Source organism: Pseudomonas sp. Irchel 3A7 (assembly GCF_900187565.1).
GTDB lineage: Bacteria > Pseudomonadota > Gammaproteobacteria > Pseudomonadales > Pseudomonadaceae > Aquipseudomonas.
In genome coordinates this window covers 48,424-71,653 of record NZ_FYED01000023.1, presented here as the reverse complement: position 1 = coordinate 71,653, position 23,230 = coordinate 48,424, and the positions used below count along the sequence as shown (strand labels likewise).

General features: G+C 61.5%; 14 protein-coding genes. 8 read left to right on the top strand and 6 right to left on the bottom strand.

From position 1 onward, the window contains the following. Positions 1–85 precede the first annotated feature (85 nt). The 4 genes from CKW21_RS29775 to CKW21_RS29755 form a co-directional block, all read right to left on the bottom strand. Positions 86–499, bottom strand: a complete 414-nt coding sequence (locus tag CKW21_RS29775; protein ID WP_095197380.1) for a chemotaxis protein CheY — start codon at positions 497–499, stop codon at positions 86–88. Between the two features lie 248 nt (positions 500–747). Beyond that, positions 748–3,465, bottom strand: a complete 2,718-nt coding sequence (mgtA, locus tag CKW21_RS29770; RefSeq protein ID WP_095197379.1) for a magnesium-translocating P-type ATPase — start codon at positions 3,463–3,465, stop codon at positions 748–750. A gap of 521 nt (positions 3,466–3,986) precedes the next feature. Then, positions 3,987–5,321: a lysine N(6)-hydroxylase/L-ornithine N(5)-oxygenase family protein gene (locus CKW21_RS29760; protein ID WP_095197378.1), complete on the bottom strand. Its 1,335-nt coding sequence runs from the start codon at positions 5,319–5,321 to the stop codon at positions 3,987–3,989. A gap of 159 nt (positions 5,322–5,480) precedes the next feature. Further along, positions 5,481–5,963, bottom strand: coding sequence for a sigma-70 family RNA polymerase sigma factor (locus tag CKW21_RS29755; RefSeq protein WP_095197377.1), 483 nt, complete (start codon positions 5,961–5,963; stop codon positions 5,481–5,483). Positions 5,964–7,089: 1,126 nt separating this feature from the next. On the opposite strand from CKW21_RS29755, the gene CKW21_RS29745 reads away from it, so the two are divergent. The 3 genes from CKW21_RS29745 to CKW21_RS29735 are packed head-to-tail and all read left to right on the top strand — an operon-like array spanning position 7,090 to position 11,638. Further along, the gene (locus tag CKW21_RS29745) at positions 7,090–8,262 is read left to right on the top strand and encodes an efflux RND transporter periplasmic adaptor subunit (protein WP_095197375.1); all 1,173 of its coding nucleotides are present in this window, start codon (positions 7,090–7,092) and stop codon (positions 8,260–8,262) included. Then, entirely contained in the window at positions 8,263–10,236 is a 1,974-nt protein-coding gene (locus tag CKW21_RS29740; protein ID WP_095197374.1) for a MacB family efflux pump subunit, read from the top strand. Positions 10,237–10,243: 7 nt separating this feature from the next. Continuing rightward, positions 10,244–11,638: an efflux transporter outer membrane subunit gene (locus CKW21_RS29735; RefSeq protein WP_095197373.1), complete on the top strand. Its 1,395-nt coding sequence runs from the start codon at positions 10,244–10,246 to the stop codon at positions 11,636–11,638. 130 nt (positions 11,639–11,768) lie between these two features. On the opposite strand, the gene CKW21_RS29730 is transcribed toward CKW21_RS29735, so the two are convergent. Further along, positions 11,769–13,388 (bottom strand): PvdJ/PvdD/PvdP-like protein, encoded by a 1,620-nt coding sequence (locus tag CKW21_RS29730; RefSeq protein WP_095197372.1) that lies wholly within the window; start codon positions 13,386–13,388, stop codon positions 11,769–11,771. A 252-nt stretch (positions 13,389–13,640) separates the two neighbouring features. Here CKW21_RS29730 and pvdM point away from each other — a divergent pair, with 252 nt between their 5' ends. The 5 genes from pvdM to CKW21_RS29700 all read left to right on the top strand — a co-directional run bounded on the left by pvdM (position 13,641) and on the right by CKW21_RS29700 (position 21,889). Continuing rightward, positions 13,641–14,990, top strand: a complete 1,350-nt coding sequence (gene pvdM, locus CKW21_RS29725) for a pyoverdine-tailoring dipeptidase-like protein PvdM (RefSeq protein WP_095197371.1) — start codon at positions 13,641–13,643, stop codon at positions 14,988–14,990. A 28-nt stretch (positions 14,991–15,018) separates the two neighbouring features. Next, positions 15,019–16,299, top strand: a complete 1,281-nt coding sequence (locus CKW21_RS29720; protein ID WP_095197370.1) for an aminotransferase class V-fold PLP-dependent enzyme — start codon at positions 15,019–15,021, stop codon at positions 16,297–16,299. Between the two features lie 140 nt (positions 16,300–16,439). Next, positions 16,440–17,306 carry a formylglycine-generating enzyme family protein gene (locus tag CKW21_RS29710; RefSeq protein ID WP_095197369.1) on the top strand — a complete coding sequence of 289 codons (867 nt, stop codon included), beginning with the start codon at positions 16,440–16,442 and terminating at the stop codon, positions 17,304–17,306. Between the two features lie 215 nt (positions 17,307–17,521). Continuing rightward, positions 17,522–19,171 carry a cyclic peptide export ABC transporter gene (locus tag CKW21_RS29705; protein WP_095197368.1) on the top strand — a complete coding sequence of 550 codons (1,650 nt, stop codon included), beginning with the start codon at positions 17,522–17,524 and terminating at the stop codon, positions 19,169–19,171. Between the two features lie 240 nt (positions 19,172–19,411). Beyond that, the gene (locus tag CKW21_RS29700) at positions 19,412–21,889 is read left to right on the top strand and encodes a TonB-dependent siderophore receptor (RefSeq protein ID WP_095197367.1); all 2,478 of its coding nucleotides are present in this window, start codon (positions 19,412–19,414) and stop codon (positions 21,887–21,889) included. A gap of 237 nt (positions 21,890–22,126) precedes the next feature. Here the strand turns inward: CKW21_RS29700 and CKW21_RS29695 are convergent, their stop codons facing one another. Then, positions 22,127–23,083 carry an alpha/beta hydrolase gene (locus CKW21_RS29695; protein ID WP_095197366.1) on the bottom strand — a complete coding sequence of 319 codons (957 nt, stop codon included), beginning with the start codon at positions 23,081–23,083 and terminating at the stop codon, positions 22,127–22,129. Positions 23,084–23,230 lie beyond the last annotated feature (147 nt).

Genomic DNA, 23,230 nt, shown 5'->3' with positions numbered 1-23,230 from the left:
CCTGGGCAAAAATACGGCGATCGGGCAAGGTCCGAATTAAACGCAGTAGCTGCGCATAGACTCTGGCATGGATGGCCGTTTCGGACTACCTGACAGAAATGACAGTGCCGACGAACGGTCGTTGCGGGTCGACGAGCGCCATTTGACGCTCTATCGACGCGAGATCGGGCAACAAGGCATGGCTTACTTGAATCTTCTGTTGCCCGCAGGCGGGAATCGGTGGCAGCCGGGCCTGCTCACCGTCGTAGATCAACACGCGTTCCAGCTGCCGGTTATCCAGGCAGAAATCCAGCAGATCCAGCTTGCCATCCGCCAGCGCGGCGTTGACGACCAGCAGGTCGAAGGCCTCGCTGGCGTACTCCACCAGAATCAACAGTTCCTCGAGGCTTTGCACCGGCGCCACCCCGTAATAACCAAGCTGGTTGAACCAACGCTCGATCCGCAACCGGTGAAAGTGTTGTTCGTCAGCGATCAGGATGCGCAATGACTTGTTCGACAACGTGGCCTCCCGCAAGCGAGCCAGATTAATGAGGACGCAAGGCTACGGAAGTGCCCTTGAGCTTTCTGTAGGACTTTTCCGAAATACCGGTCCCCATTGGCTGCACGCACGCCCTTTTTTGTAGGAGCGAGCTCGCGAAAAACCCAAGGGCGCCGCTGGGCATTTGGTTTTCGCGTTATCGTTCACGACCTTCGCGAGCAAGCTCGCTCCTACAGGGGTAAAAACATCGCGCATACTGATCGGCAGAGTTATTGCCAGCCAAACCGCCGGATGTAGAACCCCTTCACCGCCTGCGTCAGGGCCATGTACGCCAGCAGTATCACCGGCAGGAATACGAAATACAGCGACGGCAGCGCCTGCAGCTTGAAGTAGTGCGCCAGCGGTCCCATCGGCAGGAAAATCCCCACGGCCATGATGATTCCGGTCATCACCATCAACGGCAGCGCCGCGCGGCTTTGCAGGAATGGCACCTTCGGTGTGCGGATCATGTGCACGATCAGTGTCTGGGTCAGCAACCCGACCACGAACCAGCCGGACTGGAACAGGGTTTGATGGTCCGGGGTATTGGCATTAAAGACGTACCACATCAGGGCAAAGGTGCTGATGTCGAAGATCGAGCTGATCGGCCCGAAAAACAGCATGAACCGACCGACATCCGCCGGTTGCCAGCGTTGCGGTTTGTCCAGCATGTCGGCATCGACGTTGTCGAACGGGATGGCGATCTGCGAAATGTCGTACAGCAGGTTCTGCACCAGCAGGTGCATCGGCAGCATCGGCAGGAACGGAATGAACGCACTGGCCACCAGCACCGAGAACACGTTGCCGAAGTTGGAACTGGCGGTCATCTTGATGTACTTGAGCATGTTGGCGAAAGTCCGCCGACCTTCCAGCACGCCCTCCTCCAGCACCATCAGGCTTTTTTCCAGGAGGATGATGTCCGCCGCCTCCTTGGCGATGTCCACGGCACTGTCCACGGAAATGCCAATGTCGGCGGTGCGCAGGGCCGGTGCATCGTTGATGCCGTCGCCCATGAAACCGACCACATGGCCGTTGCCCTTGAGCAGACGCACGATGCGTTCCTTGTGCGACGGTGTCAGTTTGGCAAAGACGTTGGTGCGCTCCACCGCGACTGCGAGTTCGGCGTCTGTCATGCGTTCGACATCGTTACCCAGCAGCAGGCCTTGTTGCTCCAGCCCGACTTCACGGCAGATCTTCACAGTCACCCGTTCGTTGTCGCCGGTGAGCACTTTCACCGCCACGCCGTGTTCAGCCAGGGCCTTGAGCGCCGGTGCCGTGCTTTCCTTGGGTGGATCAAGGAAGGCGACGTAGCCGATCAAGGTCAGTTCCTGTTCATCCGCCAGGCTGTAGGCGTCGCGTCCGTCGATCATCGGCCGCGCGGCCACCGCGACGACCCGCAGTCCCTCGGCGTTGAACGCGGCAGTGACCTGGCGAATCCGCGCCAGTAGCGCTTCGCTCAGCACTTCATCCACCACGCCATGCCGCACCCGGGTGCACACCGCCAGCACTTCCTCTACGGCGCCCTTGCAGATCAGCAGGTGTGGCTGCTCGCGCTCGGCGACCACCACCGACATGCGCCGACGGGTGAAGTCGAACGGGACTTCGTCGACCTTGCGAAACGCCGTGCCGACTTTCAATTGGCGGTGGATTTCCACGTGTTCGAGCACCGCCACATCCAGCAGGTTTTTCAGGCCGGTCTGGTAGTAGCTGTTGAGGTAGGCCATTTCCAGCACGTCATCAGAGTCGTTGCCCCAGACATCGACATTGCGCGCCAGAAAGATCTTGTCCTGGGTCAGGGTGCCGGTCTTGTCGGTGCACAGCACGTCCATGGCGCCGAAGTTCTGGATGGCGTCCAGGCGTTTGACGATGACTTTCTTGCGCGACAGGAACACCGCGCCCTTGGCCAACGTCGAGGTGACGATCATCGGCAGCATCTCCGGGGTCAGGCCCACGGCAATCGACAGCGCGAACAGCAGCGCTTCGGTCCAGTCGCCCTTAGTGAAACCGTTGATGAACAGCACCAGCGGCGCCATGACGAACATGAAGCGGATCAACAGCCAGCTGACTTTATTGACCCCGGTCTGGAACGAGGTCGGCGCGCGGTCGGTAGCACCGACACGCTGCGCCAGCGCACCGAAATAGGTGCTGTTGCCGGTGGTCACAATCACCGCCATCGCCGTGCCGGACACCACGTTGGTGCCCATGAACAGAATGTTGTCCAGGTCCAGAGGATTGAGGCTGTCGCAGTCCTGCCGGCGCGGGAATTTTTCCACCGGCATCGATTCACCGGTCATGGCCGCCTGGCTGACGAACAGGTCCTTGGCACTGAGTACCCGACAATCGGCGGGGATCATGTCGCCTGCAGACAACACGATCAGATCCCCCGGCACCAGTAGCTTGATCGGCCGTTCAATACGTTGTGCGCTGTTGCTGCCCGGATCCCGTCGCAGCACAGTCGCCGTGTTGCTCACCATGGCCTTGAGCGCATCAGCAGCCTGGTTCGATTTACTTTCCTGCCAGAAGCGCAGCAAGGTCGAAAGCACCACCATGGAAAAAATCACCATGGCGGCTTTCATGTCTTCGGTCAGCCAGGAGATGACCGCGAGCAACGTCAGCAGCAGGTTGAACGGGTTCTTGTAGCAGTGCCACAAATGTGTCCACCACGGCAGCGGTTGTTCGTGCTCGACTTGGTTGAGACCGAATTGCCCGCGCAGTGCCTCGGCTTCCTGTTCGCTCAAGCCGTCGCTGTGGCTGCCCAGCGTGTCGAGCAACGGACCGGTGTCGCTGCCGGCGGCGCTGACCAGGATTTGCGCCAGGGCCGGCGGCACCTCGCGGCTGACCGTGGTGTCGGTGAAGTTTTCCAGCAGCGCCAGGCGACGGAAGTGCCGGGCAAAGTGGCGGGTGCGCAGGAATCCGGCAAAAAATTCCTTGAGCAGGGTCAGGTTCATGGCAGTTCCCCCAGGATCAGCCGGGAAACCGTCGAGCAGGCGTGTCGGTGCGCCGCGATGACGACAAAAAGTCGAACATCACGCACGGTTCAGCGTCGATGAGAGGACGTCGGGACACGGACCGCCAATGGCCGTGATCGGGATGCCGCTGCTCGCTTTCACGGCGAGACAACGGCACGGAAAAAACTGCGCGTTATCTGGCCGAGGATGTGCCGGTTATCGAAACCGGCCGACGACTGTCACTCGAACAAGTACCCACTGTGGGTCTCCGCTATGGATTGAAAACGCGCGAAGCTTACGCCCCGGTATTTGCAGAGTAAACGCAGAAACGGCGTGTGACGGGGGAATTGCGGGGTTCTTCAGGAAGGGTTCAGGATTCAAGATTTGTGGAGCCTGTGAGGCCGCCATCGCGGGCAAGCCCGCTCCCACAGGGATCTTCGGTGGACACAAATCGTGTGGCAGAAGATAAAACTGTGGGAGCGGGCTTGCCCGCGATGGCGGCCTATCATTCGCCGAATATCTCAGCTGGCTGTCGCGAGCAACAAATCCGCCATCGAACGATGCCCACGGTGTTTGCCATGGTCATACAGCGACCCGGCAATCTCGTCGGCACGAATCGGCAGGATCGACAGCAAGGTATCGCTCAGGCCGTGGCTGGCCTGGCAGAAGCCCTGCATATAGATACCCGCCTTGCAGCGCTCGTCGGTGATCAGTTTGTAGTTGCGGTCGACCTCGAAATCGCCCAGGTACTGCTCCAGCGGCGCCAGCAGTTTGCGGTGCATCTGACGCTCATAACCGGTGGCCAGCACCACGGCGTCGTAGTGACGGACCGTGACTTCGCCGGTGGCGTTGTTGCGCACCGCCAGTTCGATGCCGCGCTCGGTGGCGGTGGCTTTTTCGATTGTGGTCAGGGTTCGGAACACGTGACGGGCAATGCCCGAAACCTTCTGGCGATAGAAGATGCCGTAGATGCGTTCGATCAGGTCGATGTCCACCACCGAGTAGTTGGTGTTGTGGTACTCGTTGACCAGACGCTCGCGTTCGCTGCTTTCCTGGTTGAACACCAGATCGGTGAACTCCGGCGAAAACACTTCGTTGACGAACGGGCTGTCATCCGCCGGCTTCAGCGCCGAGCCGCGCAGGATCATGTCGACCTGCACCGACGGGAAGCTGTCGTTCAGGTCGATGAAGGCTTCCGCCGCACTCTGCCCGCCGCCGATGATCGCGATGCTCATCGGCTGGTTGCTCACGCACGGCTGCTTGGCCATTTGCGCCAGGTACTGCGAATGGTGGAACACGCGAGCGTCATCCTTGAGCGCCTTGAAGGCTTCGGGAATGCGCGGCGTGCCGCCGGCGCTGACCACCACCGAACGGGCGGTGCGCACATGTTGATGGCCGCCGGCATCGCGGGAAATCACCCGCAGCGCTTCGACCTGATGGTTGTGCAGCACCGGCTCGATGGTCAGCACTTCCTCGCCGTAGCGACTCTGTTTTTCAAACTGCCCGGCGACCCAGCGCAGGTAATCGTTGTACTCCATTCGGCACGGATAAAAAGTGCCCAGGTTGATGAAGTCCACCAGACGACCGTGGGCCTTCAGGTAATTGACGAACGAGTAAGGGCTGGTCGGGTTGCGCAGGGTCACCAGGTCCTTGAGGAAGGAAATCTGCAGCTCGCTCTGGGTCGACAGGGTGTTGCCGTGCCAGCTGTAGTTGGCCTGCTTGTCGAGAAACAGTACATCCAGCTCGCCCTGGGTCGGCCCGCGCTCTTGCAGGGCGATGGCCAGCGCCAGATTGGAAGGGCCGAAACCGACGCCGATCAGGTCGTGAACGATGGGCGATGCAATTGCCTGTGTCATTTCCAGTGTCCTCTGGATGAACCCCCGAGCAGCGGGGAATAAACCTAAGTGACCTGACCGGCCTTGAGCAGGACAGCAAGTCGTCTGTTGATTAGGAACGAGGACAGTGAAATAAAATTTAACGTATTTTTGCCGAAGCAAACCGCAGCCATGTGCAGGTCAATGGGCATCCCATTGCCGCATCCGCACCCGGCAATGCTTCATCGCATTGACGATGTGCTTCTCGACCAGCGCCTTGGAAATGCCCAGCCGCTGGGCAATCTCCGGGTGCGACAGGCCATCGAGTTTGCGCAGCATGAAACTCTCGCGGCACAGGCGTGGCAGTTCCGCCAAGGCGCGCTGGAGCATGTCCAGGCGCTGGCCATGGTCGAGCGAGCTGAGGGGTGATGGACTGAAATAGCGCTCTTCATTGTCGAGCACATCCAGCGATTCGACCTGACGCAGTGCATTGCGCCGGTGATCGTCGATCACCAGATTCAGTGCCGTGCGATAAAGGAATGCCCGGGGCTGCTCGATCGGCGTGTCGCTGGAGCGCTCCAGGACCCGCAGATAAGCGTCATGCACCACATCTTCGGCCACCTGGCGGTTGCCGAGCTTGGCGTTCAGGAAACACACCAGCTCTCGATAGTAGTTTTCCAACATGACTCCCGTCCGCACGGGTGCGGTTTCTGTCCTTGAGCCAGCTGATCGGCCACAAAAACAGGCAGTGGCACGATAGTGGCAGTTTGAGGTGTGTAATTTATAGTAATTCTCATATAGATTTAAAGTGTTGCTTTGTCTTGCCCGACAAATAGTCACGAAGGCGGTCTGGTTTTTGTTGACCGGGTACATATCCGTTGCTGCGGTAACGGCCGCTATAAGTTCCGCCCTTACGGCGGGTTACTTGGAAAAGCGCCAAGTAACCAAGCGCTTTATCCCCTGACGTACGGCCCTTCGCTTAGGCTCAGGGTTCCCTCCCTCCGGTATTCATCCGGGGGCATCGCCTCCGGTTTGCTTCGCTGCACCTCCTCTCGATGTGTGCGGCTTCGCCGCACGGCGCTACGCGCCTACCCCCCTGATGAACACCTACGCTCGGCCTGCCGACGGGGCAGATCAACATCAAGTGCAAGATCAAAAGCCAAAGCAGATCTGGAATCCCTGTAGGAGCGAGCTTGCTCGCGATGGACGACAGAACACCGCGGGTGTGTCAGGCTGCCCGCATTATCGTTGACGACCATCGCGAGCAAGCTCGCTCCTACAGAGGAATGGCGTACGGCAATCAGGTCGAGTGTCAGCTCGCCTCCGCAGCTTTTGATCTTGATCCACCCGCCCCTTCGGCAGGCTGAGTGGAGGCGTTCATCCGAGGATTGGCGCGCAGCGCCGTTCGACGCAGTCGAACACATCGCATGTAGGTGCCAGCGAAGCCAACCGGAGGGCGATGCCCCCGGATGAATGACGGAGCGAAGGAACCCCGAGCCTCAGCGAGGGGCCGGACGCTCGGGGCGAGCCTTTTTTTGCTTATCTTTTTTTTGGCGTTTGAAAAAAAAGTAAGTCGCCGTAAGGGCGAAACCATAAGTCGCCGTTACCGAAGCAATGGATATGTACTCGGCCAGCAAGAGACAGGCCGGCTGCCAGGCCGCCTTCGCGAGCAGGCTCGCTCCCACAGTTGACCGTTTCAGATGTTGCACCATATTTCCCGAGCTAAATTCCGCGGCTGTTTCCTCGTTTACAGGACAGCTCCCCGTCCCTGCCGGCTCCACGGCAGTGTTCAATAGTTCTGGAACCCTGCATGAAACGTCCCCGTCAGACCCGACGCGCCCTGCTTGTAGCACTCAGCCTGATCCCCGTTATCGCCGTCGCTGCCTGGCAGATCATCCCGCCCGGTCGCGACAAATTCGCCACCGTCCAGGTCAGCCGCGGCGATATAGAAAGCAGCGTCACGGCCTTGGGCACCCTGCAGCCCCGGCGCTATGTCGACGTCGGCGCCCAGGCTTCGGGGCAGATCCAAAAGATCCATGTGGAAGTCGGTGACGTGATCAAGGAAGGCCAGTTGCTGGTGGAGATCGATCCGTCCACGCAACAGGCCAAACTCGATGCCGGGCGCTTCTCCATCGAAAACCTCAAGGCCCAGCTCCAGGAACAACGGGCGCAACACGACCTCGCCCAACAGAAATTCCAGCGCCAGCAGAATCTCAAGGCCGGCGGCGCCACCCGCGAGGAAGACGTGCAGACCGCCCAGGCCGAACTGCGCGCCACCCAGGCGCGCATCGACATGTTCCAGGCACAAATTCGCCAGGCCCAGGCCAGCCTGCGCAGCGATCAGGCCGAACTCGGCTACACGCGGATTTATGCGCCGATGTCCGGCACCGTGGTGGCGCTGGACGCCCGCGAGGGCCAGACCCTGAACGCCCAGCAGCAGACACCGCTGATCCTGCGCATCGCCAAGTTGTCGCCGATGACGGTCTGGGCCGAGGTGTCCGAAGCCGACATCGGTCACGTCAAACCCGGCATGAACGCCTGGTTCACCACCCTCAGTGGCGGCAGCCGGCGCTGGCAAAGCACCGTGCGGCAGATTCTGCCGGTGCCGCCCAAACCGCTGGACCAGACCAGCCAGGGCGGCGGCAGCCCCGCCAGTACGAGCAAAAGCGGCAGCGCCCGGGTGGTGCTGTACACCGTGTTGCTGGACGTCGACAACGCCGACAATGCATTGATGGCGGAAATGACCACCCAGGTGTTCTTCGTCGCCGACCAGGCCAAAGACGTGCTGACCGCGCCGATTGCCGCCCTGCAGGCCGGCACGCAAGCGGACAGCCAGACCGCGCAAGTGGTCGCCAGTAACGGCAGCATCGAACAACGCACCGTGCGCACCGGGATCAGTGATCGCCTGCGGGTGCAGATCCTCGACGGCTTGCAGGAAGGCGATCACCTGTTGATCGGCCCGGCCGACGGGAGTGGCGGTTGAATGCAGACGCCCCTGATCGAACTGTCGGACATCCGCAAGGCCTACGGCGGTGGCGACGCTCCTGAAGTTCACGTGTTGCGCGGTATCGACTTGTCGATCCATGCCGGTGAGTTCGTGGCGATTGTCGGTGCTTCCGGTTCCGGCAAGTCGACGCTGATGAACATCCTCGGCTGCCTCGACCGCCCGACTTCGGGCGAGTACCGCTTCGCCGGGGAAAACGTCGCCGCCCTGGACACTGACGAATTGGCCTGGCTGCGCCGCGAAGCCTTTGGTTTCGTGTTTCAGGGTTACCACCTGATCCCTTCCGGCTCGGCCCAGGAAAACGTCGAGATGCCGGCTATCTACGCGGGCACCCCGGCAGCCGAACGCCACGCCCGCGCCGCCGCCCTGCTCGAGCGCCTCGGCCTCGCCACGCGCACCGGCAACCGCCCGCATCAGCTGTCCGGCGGTCAGCAACAGCGGGTGTCGATCGCCCGCGCCTTGATGAATGGCGGCCACATCATCCTCGCCGACGAACCGACCGGCGCCCTCGACAGTCACAGCGGCAAGGAGGTCATGGCGCTGCTCGACGAACTGGCGAGCCAGGGCCACGTGGTCATCCTGATCACCCACGACCGCGAAGTGGCGGCCAGGGCCAAGCGCATCATCGAAATCCGCGACGGCCTGATCATCAGTGACAGCGCCCGGGACAATCCCGCCGCGCAACACTCGGCCACCCCCGGCGCGCTGCAAGCGGTTGATCTGCGCAAACGCCTCAGCGAAGGCGCCGAAGCAACAGGTGCCTGGAAAGGCGAACTGGTCGATGCGGTGCAAGCGGCCTGGCGGGTGATGTGGATCAACAAGTTCCGCACCGCCCTGACCTTGCTCGGCATCATCATCGGCGTGGCCTCGGTGGTGGTGATGCTGGCCGTCGGTGAAGGCAGCAAGCGCCAGGTCATGGCGCAGATGGGCGCGTTCGGCTCGAACATTATTTACCTCAGCGGTTCGTCCCCCAACCCGCGAACACCGCTGGGCATCGTCACCCTGGACGAAGTCAAGGCGGTGGCAAGCCTGCCGCAAGTGATGCGCATCATGCCGGTCAACGGCCAGGAAGCCGGAGTGCGTTTCGGCAACCTCGACCACTTGAGCTACGTCGGCGGCAACGACACCAACTTCCCGGCGATCTTCAACTGGCCGGTGGTCGAAGGCAGCTATTTCACCGAGGCCGACGAACGAAACGCCGCGGCGGTGGCCGTGATCGGGCACAAGGTCCGCACCAAGCTGCTCAAGGACGTGGCCAACCCCATCGGCCAGTACATCCTCATTGAGAACGTGCCGTTCCAGGTGGTGGGGGTTCTGGCGGAAAAAGGCGCCAGCTCCGGCGATTCCGACAGCGACGACCGCATCGCCATCCCCTACTCCGCCGCCAGCGTACGGCTGTTCGGTACGCACAATCCCGAGTACATCGCGATTGCCGCCGCCGATGCACGCAAGGTCAAGGAGACCGAGCACGCCATCGAACAGCTGATGCTGCGCCTGCACAACGGCAAGAAGGATTTCGAGCTGACCAACAACGCGGCGATGATCCAGGCCGAAGCGCGCACGCAAAACACCCTGTCGCTGATGCTCGGTTCGATTGCGGCGATTTCGCTGCTGGTGGGCGGCATCGGCGTGATGAACATCATGCTCATGACCGTGCGTGAACGGACCCGAGAGATCGGCATCCGCATGGCCACCGGCGCCCGGCAGCGGGACATCCTGCGCCAGTTCCTCACCGAAGCCGTGATGCTCTCGGTGGTCGGCGGACTGGCCGGGATCGCCCTGGCGCTGATCGTCGGTGGCGTGCTGATCCTCAGCGAAGTCGCCGTCGCGTTCTCCTTGATAGCGGTGCTGGGCGCCTTCGGCTGCGCCCTGGTCACCGGTGTTGTCTTCGGCTTCATGCCGGCCCGCAAAGCTGCCCGACTCGACCCGGTCACGGCCCTTACCAGTGAATGATCTCTCCATGAAGCCGTCCTTGAGTTTGCTGACCCTGTGCCTGTTGCTCAGTGCCTGTGGCACCCCGGCCCAGCGCCCGGACAGCGGCATCGTGCCGCCCTCTTCCTGGCAATCGCCCCATGACCGAAACGCCGCCCGCAACAACGCGCAATGGTGGAACCGCTTCGGCAGCCCGCAACTGGAGCGCCTGGTCGAACAGGCCCGGGTCGGCAGTTACGACCTGGCCGCCGCCATCGCCCGAGTGCGCCAGGCGCAGGCCGAAACCGTGGTCGCCGGTGGCTCGCAGTTGCCGGAGGTCAAGGCCGGTTTGAACGCCAACCGCCAGAAGTTGCTGCGCGGTAGCGGCTATAGCCAACTCGACGCCGACAGCGATAACGACGCGGTCGACTACTTCACCGCCAACCTCACGGCCAGTTACGAAATCGACTTCTGGGGTGGCCAGCGCGCCTCCCGCGACAGTGCGCAATTCGCCCTGCAGGCCAGTGAGTTCGATCAGGCGACGGTGGAGCTGACGTTGCTCAGTGGCGTGGCCAACAGTTATGCACAAACCTTGTCGCTGCAGGAACAGAGCCGCATTGCCGAGCTGAATCTGGCCAATGCGCAGAACGTTTTGAGGCTGGTGCAAACCCGCTTCGACTCGGGCTCCGCGACCGCCCTGGAACTGGCCCAACAGAAAAGCCTGGTCGCGGCGCAGCAACGGCAATTGCCGCTGGTTCAGCAACAGGCCATGGACGCGCAGATCAGTCTCGCCACGCTGCTCGGCCGCCCGGTGCAGGCGCTGGCCTTGGGTCAGGAGCGCTTCGATCAACTGTCATGGCCGGCCATCGAAGCCGGCGTGCCCAGCCAATTGCTCAGCCGCCGCCCGGACATTGCCCGCGCCGAAGCGCAACTGGCCGCCGCCCAGGCCGACGTCACCGTCGCCCGCGCCGCCATGTTGCCGACCGTAACCCTGAGCGCGGAAATCGGCTCCGGTGCCGATCGCGCCGGCGACATTCTGCGCAGTCCTTTCTACAACCTCGCCGCCGGACTGCTGGCACCAGTGTTCAACAACGGTCGCCTGGGCGCCGAACGCGACAAGGCCACCGCCCGCCAGGAAGAACTGCTGGAAGCCTATCGCGGCGCGATCATCAATGGTTTTGCCGATGTGGAAAAAGCGCTGAACAGCATCCGTGGGCTGGACGAACAGCGGCAGTGGCAAAGCGAAGAACTGCGCCAGGCGCAAACTGCGTTCGACATTGCGCAAAGCCGTTATCAGGCGGGGGCCGAGGATCTGCTGACCGTGCTGGAAACCCAGCGCACGCTGTATGCGGCGCAGGATCTGAATGTGCAACTGCGGTTGTCGCGGTTGCAGGCGAGCATTGCGCTGTACAAGGCGCTTGGGGGTGGGTGGCAGGCTTTGTAAACGCGGTGTTGTTGAGATTGCTATCGCTGGCAAGCCAGCTCCCACAAGGTTTTGTGTATGCCGCGCTTCTTATATACGACACATAACCTGTGGGAGCTGGCTTGCCAGCGATAAAACGATAACACGGTCGTCAGACCTGACTTTGTTTGGCCTTTAGATTTCGCGCATACCAAGGCCGCTGCGGCACCTTCCTGAACAGATCCTTGAGCTTCTTCTCGTCCTCGCCAAAGGTAATCCGCAGCGCCAGCTTCATGGTCTCCGGGTCCATTTCCACCGACTTGCCCGTCTGCAACCCCGGTGTAGTGCTACAGCCATGGGTGGTCGGACCCAGCCACGGGTCGCCGATTTCAACCCAGCGCCCCGGTGCGAACCACGGCACGCCATTGACCTCAAGCCGGCTGACTTCGCCGGGATGAAAGCGCTCGTGGGCGCGGAACCAGTCTTCCAGGCGATCGTCGATCCAACCGTGAAAGTGCCAGAACACCGGGCTCACATGAGACGAAAACGGATCGCCGAGGAAGTCGTTTTCCGGTGCAAACCAACGCGCGGAAAAGTCCGCCGGATCACGGGCGAACGGCACCGGCTGGCCGTTGGACGGATCCCGCGGCACCGAGGCCCAGCGCATGTGCAGCCAGTCGTGCAACCCCAACTCCACTTCCGAGCCGAACTGCCCCAGGGTCAACTTCGACAGGTAACGCGGGTCGCGGTACTGCGACTCCCAGACCTGGAAATTGCTGTGGTACGTCTCGGCGGTCTTGATGTCGGCGACCCACTTTGAGTACTCGTCATCGTCTTCGGCCAGCCAGGTGGGCGGCAGCGCGGTACCGTCATGGTTGTCGAAATAATTGGCGAAGCCGATGCGATCCCGGGCCAGCTCCGGCTGCGGCAGCGGGAATTGCGTCCACGACGGCAAGTCCTGCAGCGAGCGCGCCGTACCGAGCATGTGCCGGTGCATGAAGAAGAAGTCTACGCCCGAACCGTTGCGATCCTTGCGCGCGCCACGGGCATCACGCTCCTTGTCCCGTGGACCAGGCTGCCAGCCGATGCCGCGCAAGGCGCTGCGCTTGTCTTCGGGCAGGTTGTGCCACTTGTCACGGGACGCATGCCAGAGCTGGTGAAACAAGCGATGCTCGGCGGACGTCAGCCAGGCCAGCAGCGGCGCATTCAGACCGGTTCGCTCGCGGGCTTCGGGAAATACGCGCTTGACGGCGATGAAGCGATTGTCCTGGGCGGTCATCATCAACGGCCGGTCCAGATTCAACACCCGCCCACTGAGCGAGCCACTGCCGGCGTTGCCGAACCCGGCCCAGACTTCGTCCAGCGTCATGCTGAACTCGTAATCGGGGTTACCGTCGGCACTGAGCAATCGCCAGCTCAACTGCGCCGGTTTGGCGCCAGCCAGATCGCCGAGTACCCGGTAACGCGGCGCCCCGCTCGAACGCAGTCGTTCGGCGGTGTCGAGAAAACCGATCACGCCGCGACCTTTGTGGCCGATGTCGAGGAACACTTCCAACCCATCCGCCGGCAGGCCTTCAAGCCCCGCATCACGGCCTTCGAAACGGATCTGCCAGACACCACGCAAGGTATCGGCCAAACGCTGGCCGGCGACATCCGCGACATCGAACGAGGCTTCGCCGGGGGTGATTGTCGGATCCGGTTTCGTCCATTGGCGATGCCCATAAAAAGCCGCAGGCACGGCAGCGCCGGTCAGCGCCAGGCCCGCCATGAACCATCGTCGAGAAATCGTCATTGCCCTACCTGTGTCAGCCATGAAGCAGGCTTTATCCAAGCTAGAACGTTGGTTGCGCCGAAAAATTTAAAAGCATTCGCGAGCAGGCTCGCTCCCACATTGACCGAGTGATCACTGAAGATCCCCTGTGGGAGCGAGCCTGCTCGCGAAGAGGCCCGCACAAACACTAAATTCCTCCCCTGCTGACTCGTTCATCCCAGATAGCAAAGGCCCCTGTGCCCACAACAGGGCGGCGAACTGACTGAGACGGCAATGACAAAACCACGCTCGAAAAAGGCTCTTTTCATCGGCCTGCCGCTGGCCCTGGCGATCAGCGCCGGTGCAGGCTTCGCGGCCTGGGACTACTGGTTCAAGGACAACCCCGGCTACCCGGTCAAGGTAATGAAACAGGCCGATGAACTGCACGAACGCCTGCTCTCGTTCGACAGCCACATCACCGTGCCCATGGACTTCGGCACCGCCGGCAACGAAGCAGACAAGGACGGCAGCGGCCAGTTTGACCTGGTCAAGACCGGGCGCGGACGCTTGTCCGGCGCAGCCCTGACGATTTTCGGCTGGCCGGAAATCTGGAACGGCCCCAACGCGCCCCACCGCCCTACCGCCGGTTTCATCGAAGAAGCCCGCTTCGAGCAGGAAACCCGCTACAAGATCATCAGCACCATGGTGCGCGACTATCCCAATCAGGTCGCCATCGCCTACACGCCTGACGATTTCCGCCGCCTGCACGGCGAAGGCAAGTTCGCGATCTTCATGAGCATGCTCAATGCCTACCCGCTGGGTAGCGACCTCAACGCCCTGGACAAATGGGCGGCCCGTGGCATGCGCATGTTCGGCTTCAGTTACGTGGGCAACAACGCCTGGGCCGACTCGTCGCGGCCGTTGCCGTTTTTCAACGATACCCGCGACGCCCTTGGCGGCCTTTCGGAGATCGGCAAGCAGGCCGTGCACCGCCTCAACGACCTCGGTGTAATCATCGATGTGTCGCAGATGTCGACCAAAGCCCTGGAGCAAGTCGCCCGCTTGAGCCGCACGCCGATGGTGGCGTCCCACTCGGCCCCCCGTGGCCTGGTGGACATCCCGCGCAACCTCAGCGACCAGGAAATGCAGTTGATCAAAAACAGTGGCGGCGTGGTGCAGATTGTCGGCTTCGCGACTTACATCAAACCGTTGAGCCAGGCCACCCAGGACAAACTCAATGCCCTGCGCGCGCGCTTCGACCTGCAGCCGCTGCAAGGGCTGGAGATGGCGCTGATGCCGGGCGATCCGGTCATCACCGTCTGGTCCGAGCAGCGTTTCGGCGAATACGCCAGCCAGCTCTACGCCATCGTCGACGAAGAACCCAAGGCCACCCTCAAGGACTACGGCGACGCGATTGATTATGCGGTGAAGAAAATCGGCATCGACCATGTCGGCATCAGTTCCGACTTCAACGATGGCGGCGGTCTCGATGGCTGGAAGGACGTCAGCGAGGCGCGCAACGTGACCGCCGAGCTGATCAGTCGCGGTTACAGCGAAGCCGATATCGCCAAGCTCTGGGGCGGCAATTTCCTGCGGGTCTGGGACCAGGTACAGAAGTCATCCAAACCTGTGGCAAAAAACTGACTCCCCTTTGCACAAGCGAACCCAAGCCATGACCAACCGTCGTTCATTCCTCAAGCAGGCCGGCATTCTCGCCGCCGGATTGCCACTGACTGCCGGCATGAACCTGCAGGCATCCGCCGCCAATCCGCAACCCTTGCCCAAGGGCAAGTGGGCACAGTTGCGCCAGTTGTTCAATCAGGACCCGGACTACCTGCACTTCGCCAACTTCCTGGTGACCTCGCACCCCACGCCGGTGCGCAACGCCATCGATATGCACCGCGCCAATATCGACCGCAACCCCGGCCGCGCCATGGACTGGGACCTGCAGGAAACCGAGAAGCGCGAACATAACGTGCGGGTCTGGGCCGGTCGCTACCTCAATGCCAAGCCTGAACAGATCGCCCTCACCGGCAGCACCACCGAAGGCCTGGCGATGATTTATGGCGGCATTCATGTGCGTCCGGATCAGGAAATCCTGGTCAGCGAACATGAGCACTACTCGACCAATTACACCCTTGAATACCGCCAGCAGCGCCAGGGCACCCAGGTGCGCAAGCTCAAGCTGTTCGAGAACAGCCGCGACATTTCCGTGGACGAAGTGCTGGACTCCATTGCCAAAGGCATCCGCCCCGAGACCCGCGTATTGGGCATGACCTGGGTGCAATCGGGCAGCGGCGTGAAACTGCCGATCGGTGAAATCGGCAAGCTGGTGGAAGAGCTGAACCAGAAGCGTGACGAAAAAGACCGCATTCTTTATGTGGTCGACGGCGTGCACGGTTTCGGCGTCGAGGACCTCGCGTTTCCCGACATGCACTGCGACTTCTTCATCGCCGGCACCCACAAATGGATGTTCGGCCCCCGTGGCACCGGGATCATTTGTGCCCGCTCGGCCGAGCTCAAGGATGTCACGCCGATCATTCCGACCTTTTCCGAAGCCACCACCTTCTCGACCATCATGACCCCCGGTGGCTATCACAGCTTCGAACATCGCTGGGCGGCGGACGAAGCCTTCAAGCTGCATCTGGATTTGGGCAAGGCCGAGGTCCAGGCGCGCATTCACGCACTCAATACCTACGCCAAGAACCGCCTGCTGGAACAGCCGCGGATCGAACTGGTCACGCCGCAAAGTCCGGAGCTGTCCGCCGGTTTTACGTTCTTTCGGGTCAAGGAACAGGACTGCGAAAAAATCGCCAACCAGCTGATGCAAAACCGCGTGGTCTGCGATGCGGTGGAACGTGACGCCGGCCCGGTGGTGCGCATCGCCCCGGGCCTGCTCAACAGCGAAAGCGAAATCGACCGTTTCATGGCCCTGCTCAACAAGACCGCCTGACGGCCTGACACCTCCCCCCCTGTGGGAGCGAGCCTGCTCGCGAAAGCGGACTGCCAGCCAACCTTGATGTCGACTGACACGCCCTCTTCGCGAGCGGGCTCGCTCCCACAGGGATCGTTTTTCTATGATCGAGAGGATTCATGAACAGCAATCCACTAACCCTGCCGCTCAAGGCCCTCGCCCTGACCGCCCTCATGGCCGGCGCCGCACATGCCGCCACTCCACCGCCACCAGGCAAAGTCTTCAAGGACTGCAAGGACTGTCCCGAAATGGTCGTGCTGCCCGCCGGAACCTTCACCATGGGCACCCCGGACGATGAAGTCGGCCGCGAGCCCGATGAAGGGCCGATGCATGACGTGACCTTCGCCAAGCCATTCGCCATGAGCCGTTTCCAGGTCACCGCCGGGGAATGGGACAGCTACGTGCGCGAAAGCGGCGTGACCATCGCCAACGGCGATACCCGGCCGGGTCGAGAGTGCATCGCCAGCAAGCCGCGCTATCCGCAGAGCCCGCGCCAGCCGGCGGTGTGCATGAACTTCGACGACGTGAAAAACTACGTCGCCTGGCTGTCGAAGAAGACCGGGCAGAAGTACCACATGGTCAGCGAAGCCCAGCGGGAATACGCCGCCCGCGGCGGCAGCAAAGGCCCGTTCCCCTTCCCGTTCGATGAAGGCAAGGAATACAGCATCGCCAAACACGCCAACACCTACGGCCCGGCGGATGGTTACAGCTACAGCTCGCCGGTGGGCAGCTACCCGCCCAACGCCTTCGGCATGTACGACATGCACGGCAACGTCTATGAATGGGTGGAAGACTGCGAGCACCCGAACTACGTCGGCGCCCCCACCGATGGCAGCGCCTGGCTCGAGCCCAACTGCGAAGCCGTGCGCATCCGCGGTAACGACTGGGGTGAAGCCCCGGTGTTCTCCCGCTCCGGCAATCGCAACAGCCAGTACCCGCAAGAACGGGGGGACTGGATAGGCTTTCGCGTAGTGCGCGATCTCTAAAACCACACCCCACCCACTGTGGGAGCGAGCCTGCTCGCGAAAGCGGACTGTCGGCCAGCATTAATGTCGACTGACACTCCCTCTTCGCGAGCAGGCTCGCTCCCACAGGGTTCCATGTGAAGTCGCCCTCACCACCCATCCCCCACCGCCTAAATTAACCCCTCGACCAGACGTTCTACTGGGTATCTGCCTTCCGACCCAAGGAACTGTCTTCCATGACCCAGCCTAACCGAGGCGCCATCGGCGAATTGTTCGCCCTGTTGAAACCGTTTCGACTCATCGTCGCCGCGTCCATTTTCCTGGGCATGGTCGGCGGCCTGAGCGTCACGGTGCTGCTGGCGACCATCAACAACGCCCTGCATTCCGAAAGCGGCCTGACCCAGGGCGTGGTCGCGCTGTTCGCCGGGCTGTGCCTGTTGGCGCTGGCCAGTTCGATCTGCTCGGACATCGGCACCAACTACGTCGGCCAACACATCATCGCCAAGCTGCGTAAACAGTTGGGCGAGAAAGTGCTGTCGGCGCCGATCGAACAGATCGAGCGCTATCGCAGCCATCGCCTGATCCCGGTGCTGACCCACGACGTCGACACCATCAGCGACTTTGCCTTCGCCTTCGCGCCACTGGCGATTTCCGTCACCGTGACCCTGGGCTGCATGGGCTACCTGGCGATTCTGTCGTGGCCGATGTTCCTGATCATGGTCGCCGCGATCCTGATCGGCACCGCGATCCAGGCCTACGCCCAGAGCAAGGGAGTGCAGGGTTTCATGGCCGCCCGCGACGCCGAAGACGAATTGCAGAAGCACTACAACGCGATTGCCGAGGGTGCCAAGGAACTGCGTATTCATCGTCCTCGCCGCCAGCGCATGTTCGTTTCGGGCATCAAGGCCACCGCCGAATTCATCTGCAACACCCAGGTGCGCTCGATCAACACCTTCGTCATCGCCAAGACTTTCGGCTCGATGCTGTTCTTCGTGGTCATCGGCCTGGCCCTGGCTCTGCAAACCTTCTGGCCGAGCGCCGACAAAACCGTCATGAGCGGCTTCGTGCTGGTGCTGCTGTACATGAAAGGCCCGCTGGAGCATTTGATCAGCACACTGCCGATTGTCAGCCGCGCGCAGATTGCCTTCCGCCGCATTGCCGAACTGTCCGAGCAATTCTCCACCCCTGAACCTCATCTGCTGCTCAGCGATCAGGGCAACGTCAAACCCGTCGTGCACGAGCTGCAACTGGCGGACGTGCGCTACGCCTTCCCGTCGGTCGACGGTGCCGCACCGTTCCAGCTGGGGCCGGTCAACCTGACGATCAAACAGGGCGACATCGCCTTCATCGTCGGCGAGAACGGTTGCGGCAAGACCACGCTGATCAAGTTGCTGCTGGGCCTGTACACGCCGCAGCAGGGGCAGATCCGTGTCAACGGCGAAGCGATCGATGCGCAGAATCGCGATGACTATCGCCAGTTGTTCACCACCATCTTCGCCGACTACTACCTGTTCGACGACGTGGTCCAGGGCGACACACAGATCCCGGAAGACGCCAACAAGTACCTGCAACGCCTGGAGATCGCGCACAAGGTCAGCGTCAAGGACGGCAACTTCACCACCACCGACCTCTCCACCGGCCAGCGCAAGCGCCTGGCCCTGGTCAATGCCTGGCTGGAGGAACGCCCCGTGCTGGTGTTCGACGAATGGGCCGCCGACCAGGACCCGACCTTCCGCCGGATCTTCTACACCGAGCTGCTGCCGGACCTCAAACGCCTGGGCAAGACCATCATCGTGATCTCCCACGATGACCGCTATTTCGATGTCGCGGACCAGTTGGTGCGCATGGAAGGCGGTCGGGTGGTCACCGAGCTGACGCCTGCCTGAACACACCCCTTACCTGTGGGAGCGGGCTTGCCCGCGATGGGGCCATCACATTCAACATTGATGCTGACTGATCCACCGCTATCGCGGGCAAGCCCGCTCCCACAGGTTTTCGCGAACTATTTGAATCTTCGAAAAATTATTTTTCCGGTTTCTTTCCGGTTTCCTGTCAGCGCTCCGTCTTAATAATCATTCCTATTAACAAAAACTCTGCACGACACTTTTCAGGAGCACAGGTAAGTAATGCGATCTCTTCCACGCCGCACACCTCTCGCGCTGGCTGTACAGCGCCCGTCTCTGCATAGAACCCTGTTGACCAGCGTCCTGCTGACCGCCACCTTGCTGGGGAGCTCGATGGCCAATGCAGCACCTGTAAAAGTGAGTATTGCCGTGCAGCCGCTGTCCAGCGCGCTGACCGAATTGGGCATGCAGACCAACCTGCAAATCCTCTACAGCCCGGATCAAGTGGCCGGCATCAAGTCCCGCGCCGTGTCCGGTTCGCTGGAGCCGTCGGCGGCCCTGGCCGAGATGCTCAAGGGCACCGGCATTTCGTTCCAGATCAATGGCAACAGCGTCACGCTGATTTCCGGCGGCGGTTCGAGCCTGCAACTGGGTGCGACCACCATTTCCGGCCAGGCCCTGGGCCTGACCACCGAAGACACCGGTTCCTACACCACCGGCGCCACCACCACCGCCACCAAGCTGCCGCTGACCATCCGCGAAACCCCGCAATCGGTCACCGTGGTGACCCGTCAGCAAATGGATGATCGCGGTGTCACCAGCGTCGCCGATGCGTTGCGCAACACCCCCGGCGTCACGGTTCAGAAGTACGACAGTGACCGTACCGAGTTTTCCGCCCGTGGTTTTGCCATCACCAACTTTCAGTACGATGGCGTCAACATTCCCTACGACGGTGTTTACGGTGAAAACCCGAACAACAGCGATGACGCAGCCAGCCTCGACCATATCGAAGTCATCAAAGGCGCGACCGGCCTGATGACCGGTGCCGGTGACCCCGCCGCCACCGTCAACCTGATCCGCAAGAAACCGACCAAGGATTTCAAGGCCTCGATCAGCGGTACCGTCGGTTCCTGGGACAACTACCGCACCGAAGGCGACATCTCCGGTTCGCTCAATGATACCGGCAGTGTGCGCGGCCGCTTCGTCGGCGCCTTGCAGGATAAAGACTCATACATCGATCACTACAGCCAGAAGAAAGACCTGTACTACGGCATCCTCGAAGCCGACCTGACCGACGATACCCTGCTGACCCTGGGTGTCGACAAATCCAGCGCGACGCCACGTGGCAGTTCCTGGACCGGTAACTCGCCGTATTTCTCCGACGGTGGCCGCACCGATTTCACACGTAGTTTCAACCCGGGTGCCGACTGGAGCCGTCGTGATTTCGACAGCATCACGTACTTCGCGTCCCTGGAACAAGCGCTGGCCAATGGCTGGAAATTCAAGGCCAGCTTCGACCAGAAAACCACCGATCATGACACCCAACTGGCCTCGGCCAGCGGCGGTTACCCGAACCGCGAAACGGGCGAAGGCATGTTCTTTTACTGGGGGCGCTGGGAAGGCCATCGCGTACAGAACACGGCTGACGTGAACGTGTCTGGCCCCTTCACCCTGGGCGGTCGCGAACATGAACTGGTGGCAGGCTTCATGACCTCCCATTCCCGTCAGACCGGTGCGACTTACGACTCCACCGCCTTCGGCGAAGTGACGGGTAACATCTTTGACTGGGAAGGCCACCTGGCGAAGCAAGACTTCCCGAAAAACGGCAAGTACGAGCGTACCCAGAGCCAGAACGGCGCGTACCTGGCCACGCGCCTGCGCCCGACTGACGACTTGTCCTTCATCCTCGGCGGCCGTGTAAGCACCTACAAGTACGACGAGGACTACACCTACTACCCGGGCTCCGGCTTCGCCGACACCGAAGCCGGCTACAAGGAACATGGCGTCGTCACGCCTTACGCCGGTGTGGTGTATGACCTGGACGATACCTACTCGGTCTACGCCAGCTACACCAGCATCTACCAGCCACAAATCTACAAGGACGCCAGCGGCAAGACCCTCGAGCCGGTTGAAGGTGACAGCTACGAAACCGGCATCAAGGCGGCCTACTTCGAAGGCAAGTTGAACGCTAGCCTGGCCTTGTTCCAGATCGAGCAGGACAACGTCGCCCAGTACGTCACCACCGACACCGATACCGGTCAGGACGTCTACAAGGCAATCTCCGGGGCCAAAACCAAGGGTGTGGAACTGGAACTGGCCGGTGAACTGGCGCAAGGCTGGAACTTGTCCGCTGGCTACACCTACGCCCGTACCCGCGATCAGGACCATCAACGCATCTTCGGCTTCCCGCTGGCCACCAGCAAACCGGAACACGTGGTACGCACCTTCACCACCTACCGCCTGCCCGGCGCACTGGATCAGTTCACCGTCGGTGGCGGTGTCAGCTGGCAGAGCGCGTTTTACGGCCAGAGCTTCAGCCCGAACGTGGGTAATGGCGAAGGCGGCAGCACCATGCTCAAGCAAGGCGGCTACACCCTCGTCGACCTGATGACCCGTTATCAGTACGACGAACACCTGAGCTTCACCGCCAACGCCTACAACGTCTTCGACAAGAAGTACCTGACGGGCCTGGGCAACTTCGGCACCACCTTCTACGGCGAGCCGCGTAACTTCCAGCTGACTGCGAAATACGATTTCTGAGCGGTAAGCTGAAATGAAAAATGCCCGTATCGAGAGATGCGGGCATTTTTTTGTCTGTGGGATTTTTGGTGATTGTCAGTCAGTCTTCGCGAGCAGGCTCGCTCCCACAAGGTTATCACTGTTCCTGTGGGAGCGAGCCTGCTCGCGAAGGCGATTGACGAGCCACCATAAGACCAAACTCCAGGCACAAAAAAACCGCCACACCTTATCCAGTAATGGCGGTTCTGTTATTTCAGATCACAACCTTGATTGCACCCACCCCGCCACTTGCGCATGAATCCCTTCCACCTCACTCAACAACCCCGCCATCCGCAAAAAGTCATGGGTCATGCCCGGTTGTTCCAGCAAGGTCACCTCATTCCCCGCCACCCGCAGGCGCTCGGCATAGGCCAGGCCTTCGTCGTGCAACGGGTCGTGCCCGGCCAGGTACACCAGCGCCGGTGCCATGCCTGACAGGTCGTCGGCCAGCAGCGGCGAGCAGCGCCACTCGGCCAAATCCGCAGGCGTGCGTCCGTAGTGGGCGTAGAACCAGTCCAGGGTCGGGGTTTCCAGCAGGTAGCCTTCGGCAAAATCGCGGTGCGAAGCACGGTGAGTGGTGGCGTCGGTGACGGGGTATACCAGCAGTTGGGCTTTGGGTCTGAGCGCCAGTTCCTCGGATTCGCGCGCGGCGATCAGCGACAGCACCGTGGCCAGGGTCGCGCCGACGCTGTCTCCGGCCACTGCCACCCGCGTGGCGTCCAGGCCATGGGCCGCGCCTTCGCGCACCAGCCAGTTACCGGCATCGCAGGCATCTTGCACCGGCGTCGGGAATTTCCATTCCGGTGCCAGGCGGTAATCCACGGTCAGCAGGGCGAAGCCGCCCTGGGCTGCCAGTCGACGGCATAGCGCGTCATGGGAATCGAGGCTGCCGACCACGTAGCCGCCGCCATGGAAGTAGAGCATGACCGGTTGCAGCCCTTCGACTGCCTGGCCGTCGCGGTACAGACGCGCCGCCAGACTGTGGTCGTCCCGCGCGGCGATGGTGAAGTCTTCGCAGGCAATGTGCTCCAGCGGCACATCGAGAAACCCCGACGACGCTTCGAAGTCGATCCGCGCCTGTTGCGGGGTCTGTTCGTGCATCGCGCGACTCTTGCCGGTCAGGCGGCCGAACTCGGCGAGTTCGAGGAAAGCTTCAAGTTCTGGCAGTACGGCCATGGGGGAGTCCTTTTACACAAAGAGGTCATTAATCAATCTTGAAACCGGCATGAAACCTGTGGGAGCGAGCCTGCTCGCGAAAGCGGACTGCCAGCCAACATTGATGTCGACTGACAGGTCCTCTTCGCGAGCAGGCTCGCTCCCACA

Coding starts and splice junctions, on each gene's coding strand:
- CKW21_RS29730 (WP_095197372.1), bottom strand. CDS start 13,388: ATGACGATTTCTCGACGATGGTTCATGGCGGGCCTGGCGCTGACCGGC.
- CKW21_RS29735 (WP_095197373.1), top strand. CDS start 10,244: ATGAAGCCGTCCTTGAGTTTGCTGACCCTGTGCCTGTTGCTCAGTGCC.
- pvdM (WP_095197371.1), top strand. CDS start 13,641: ATGACAAAACCACGCTCGAAAAAGGCTCTTTTCATCGGCCTGCCGCTG.
- CKW21_RS29720 (WP_095197370.1), top strand. CDS start 15,019: ATGACCAACCGTCGTTCATTCCTCAAGCAGGCCGGCATTCTCGCCGCC.
- CKW21_RS29710 (WP_095197369.1), top strand. CDS start 16,440: ATGAACAGCAATCCACTAACCCTGCCGCTCAAGGCCCTCGCCCTGACC.
- CKW21_RS29700 (WP_095197367.1), top strand. CDS start 19,412: ATGCGATCTCTTCCACGCCGCACACCTCTCGCGCTGGCTGTACAGCGC.
- CKW21_RS29760 (WP_095197378.1), bottom strand. CDS start 5,321: ATGACACAGGCAATTGCATCGCCCATCGTTCACGACCTGATCGGCGTC.
- CKW21_RS29745 (WP_095197375.1), top strand. CDS start 7,090: ATGAAACGTCCCCGTCAGACCCGACGCGCCCTGCTTGTAGCACTCAGC.
- CKW21_RS29740 (WP_095197374.1), top strand. CDS start 8,263: ATGCAGACGCCCCTGATCGAACTGTCGGACATCCGCAAGGCCTACGGC.
- mgtA (WP_095197379.1), bottom strand. CDS start 3,465: ATGAACCTGACCCTGCTCAAGGAATTTTTTGCCGGATTCCTGCGCACC.
- CKW21_RS29705 (WP_095197368.1), top strand. CDS start 17,522: ATGACCCAGCCTAACCGAGGCGCCATCGGCGAATTGTTCGCCCTGTTG.
- CKW21_RS29695 (WP_095197366.1), bottom strand. CDS start 23,083: ATGGCCGTACTGCCAGAACTTGAAGCTTTCCTCGAACTCGCCGAGTTC.
- CKW21_RS29755 (WP_095197377.1), bottom strand. CDS start 5,963: ATGTTGGAAAACTACTATCGAGAGCTGGTGTGTTTCCTGAACGCCAAG.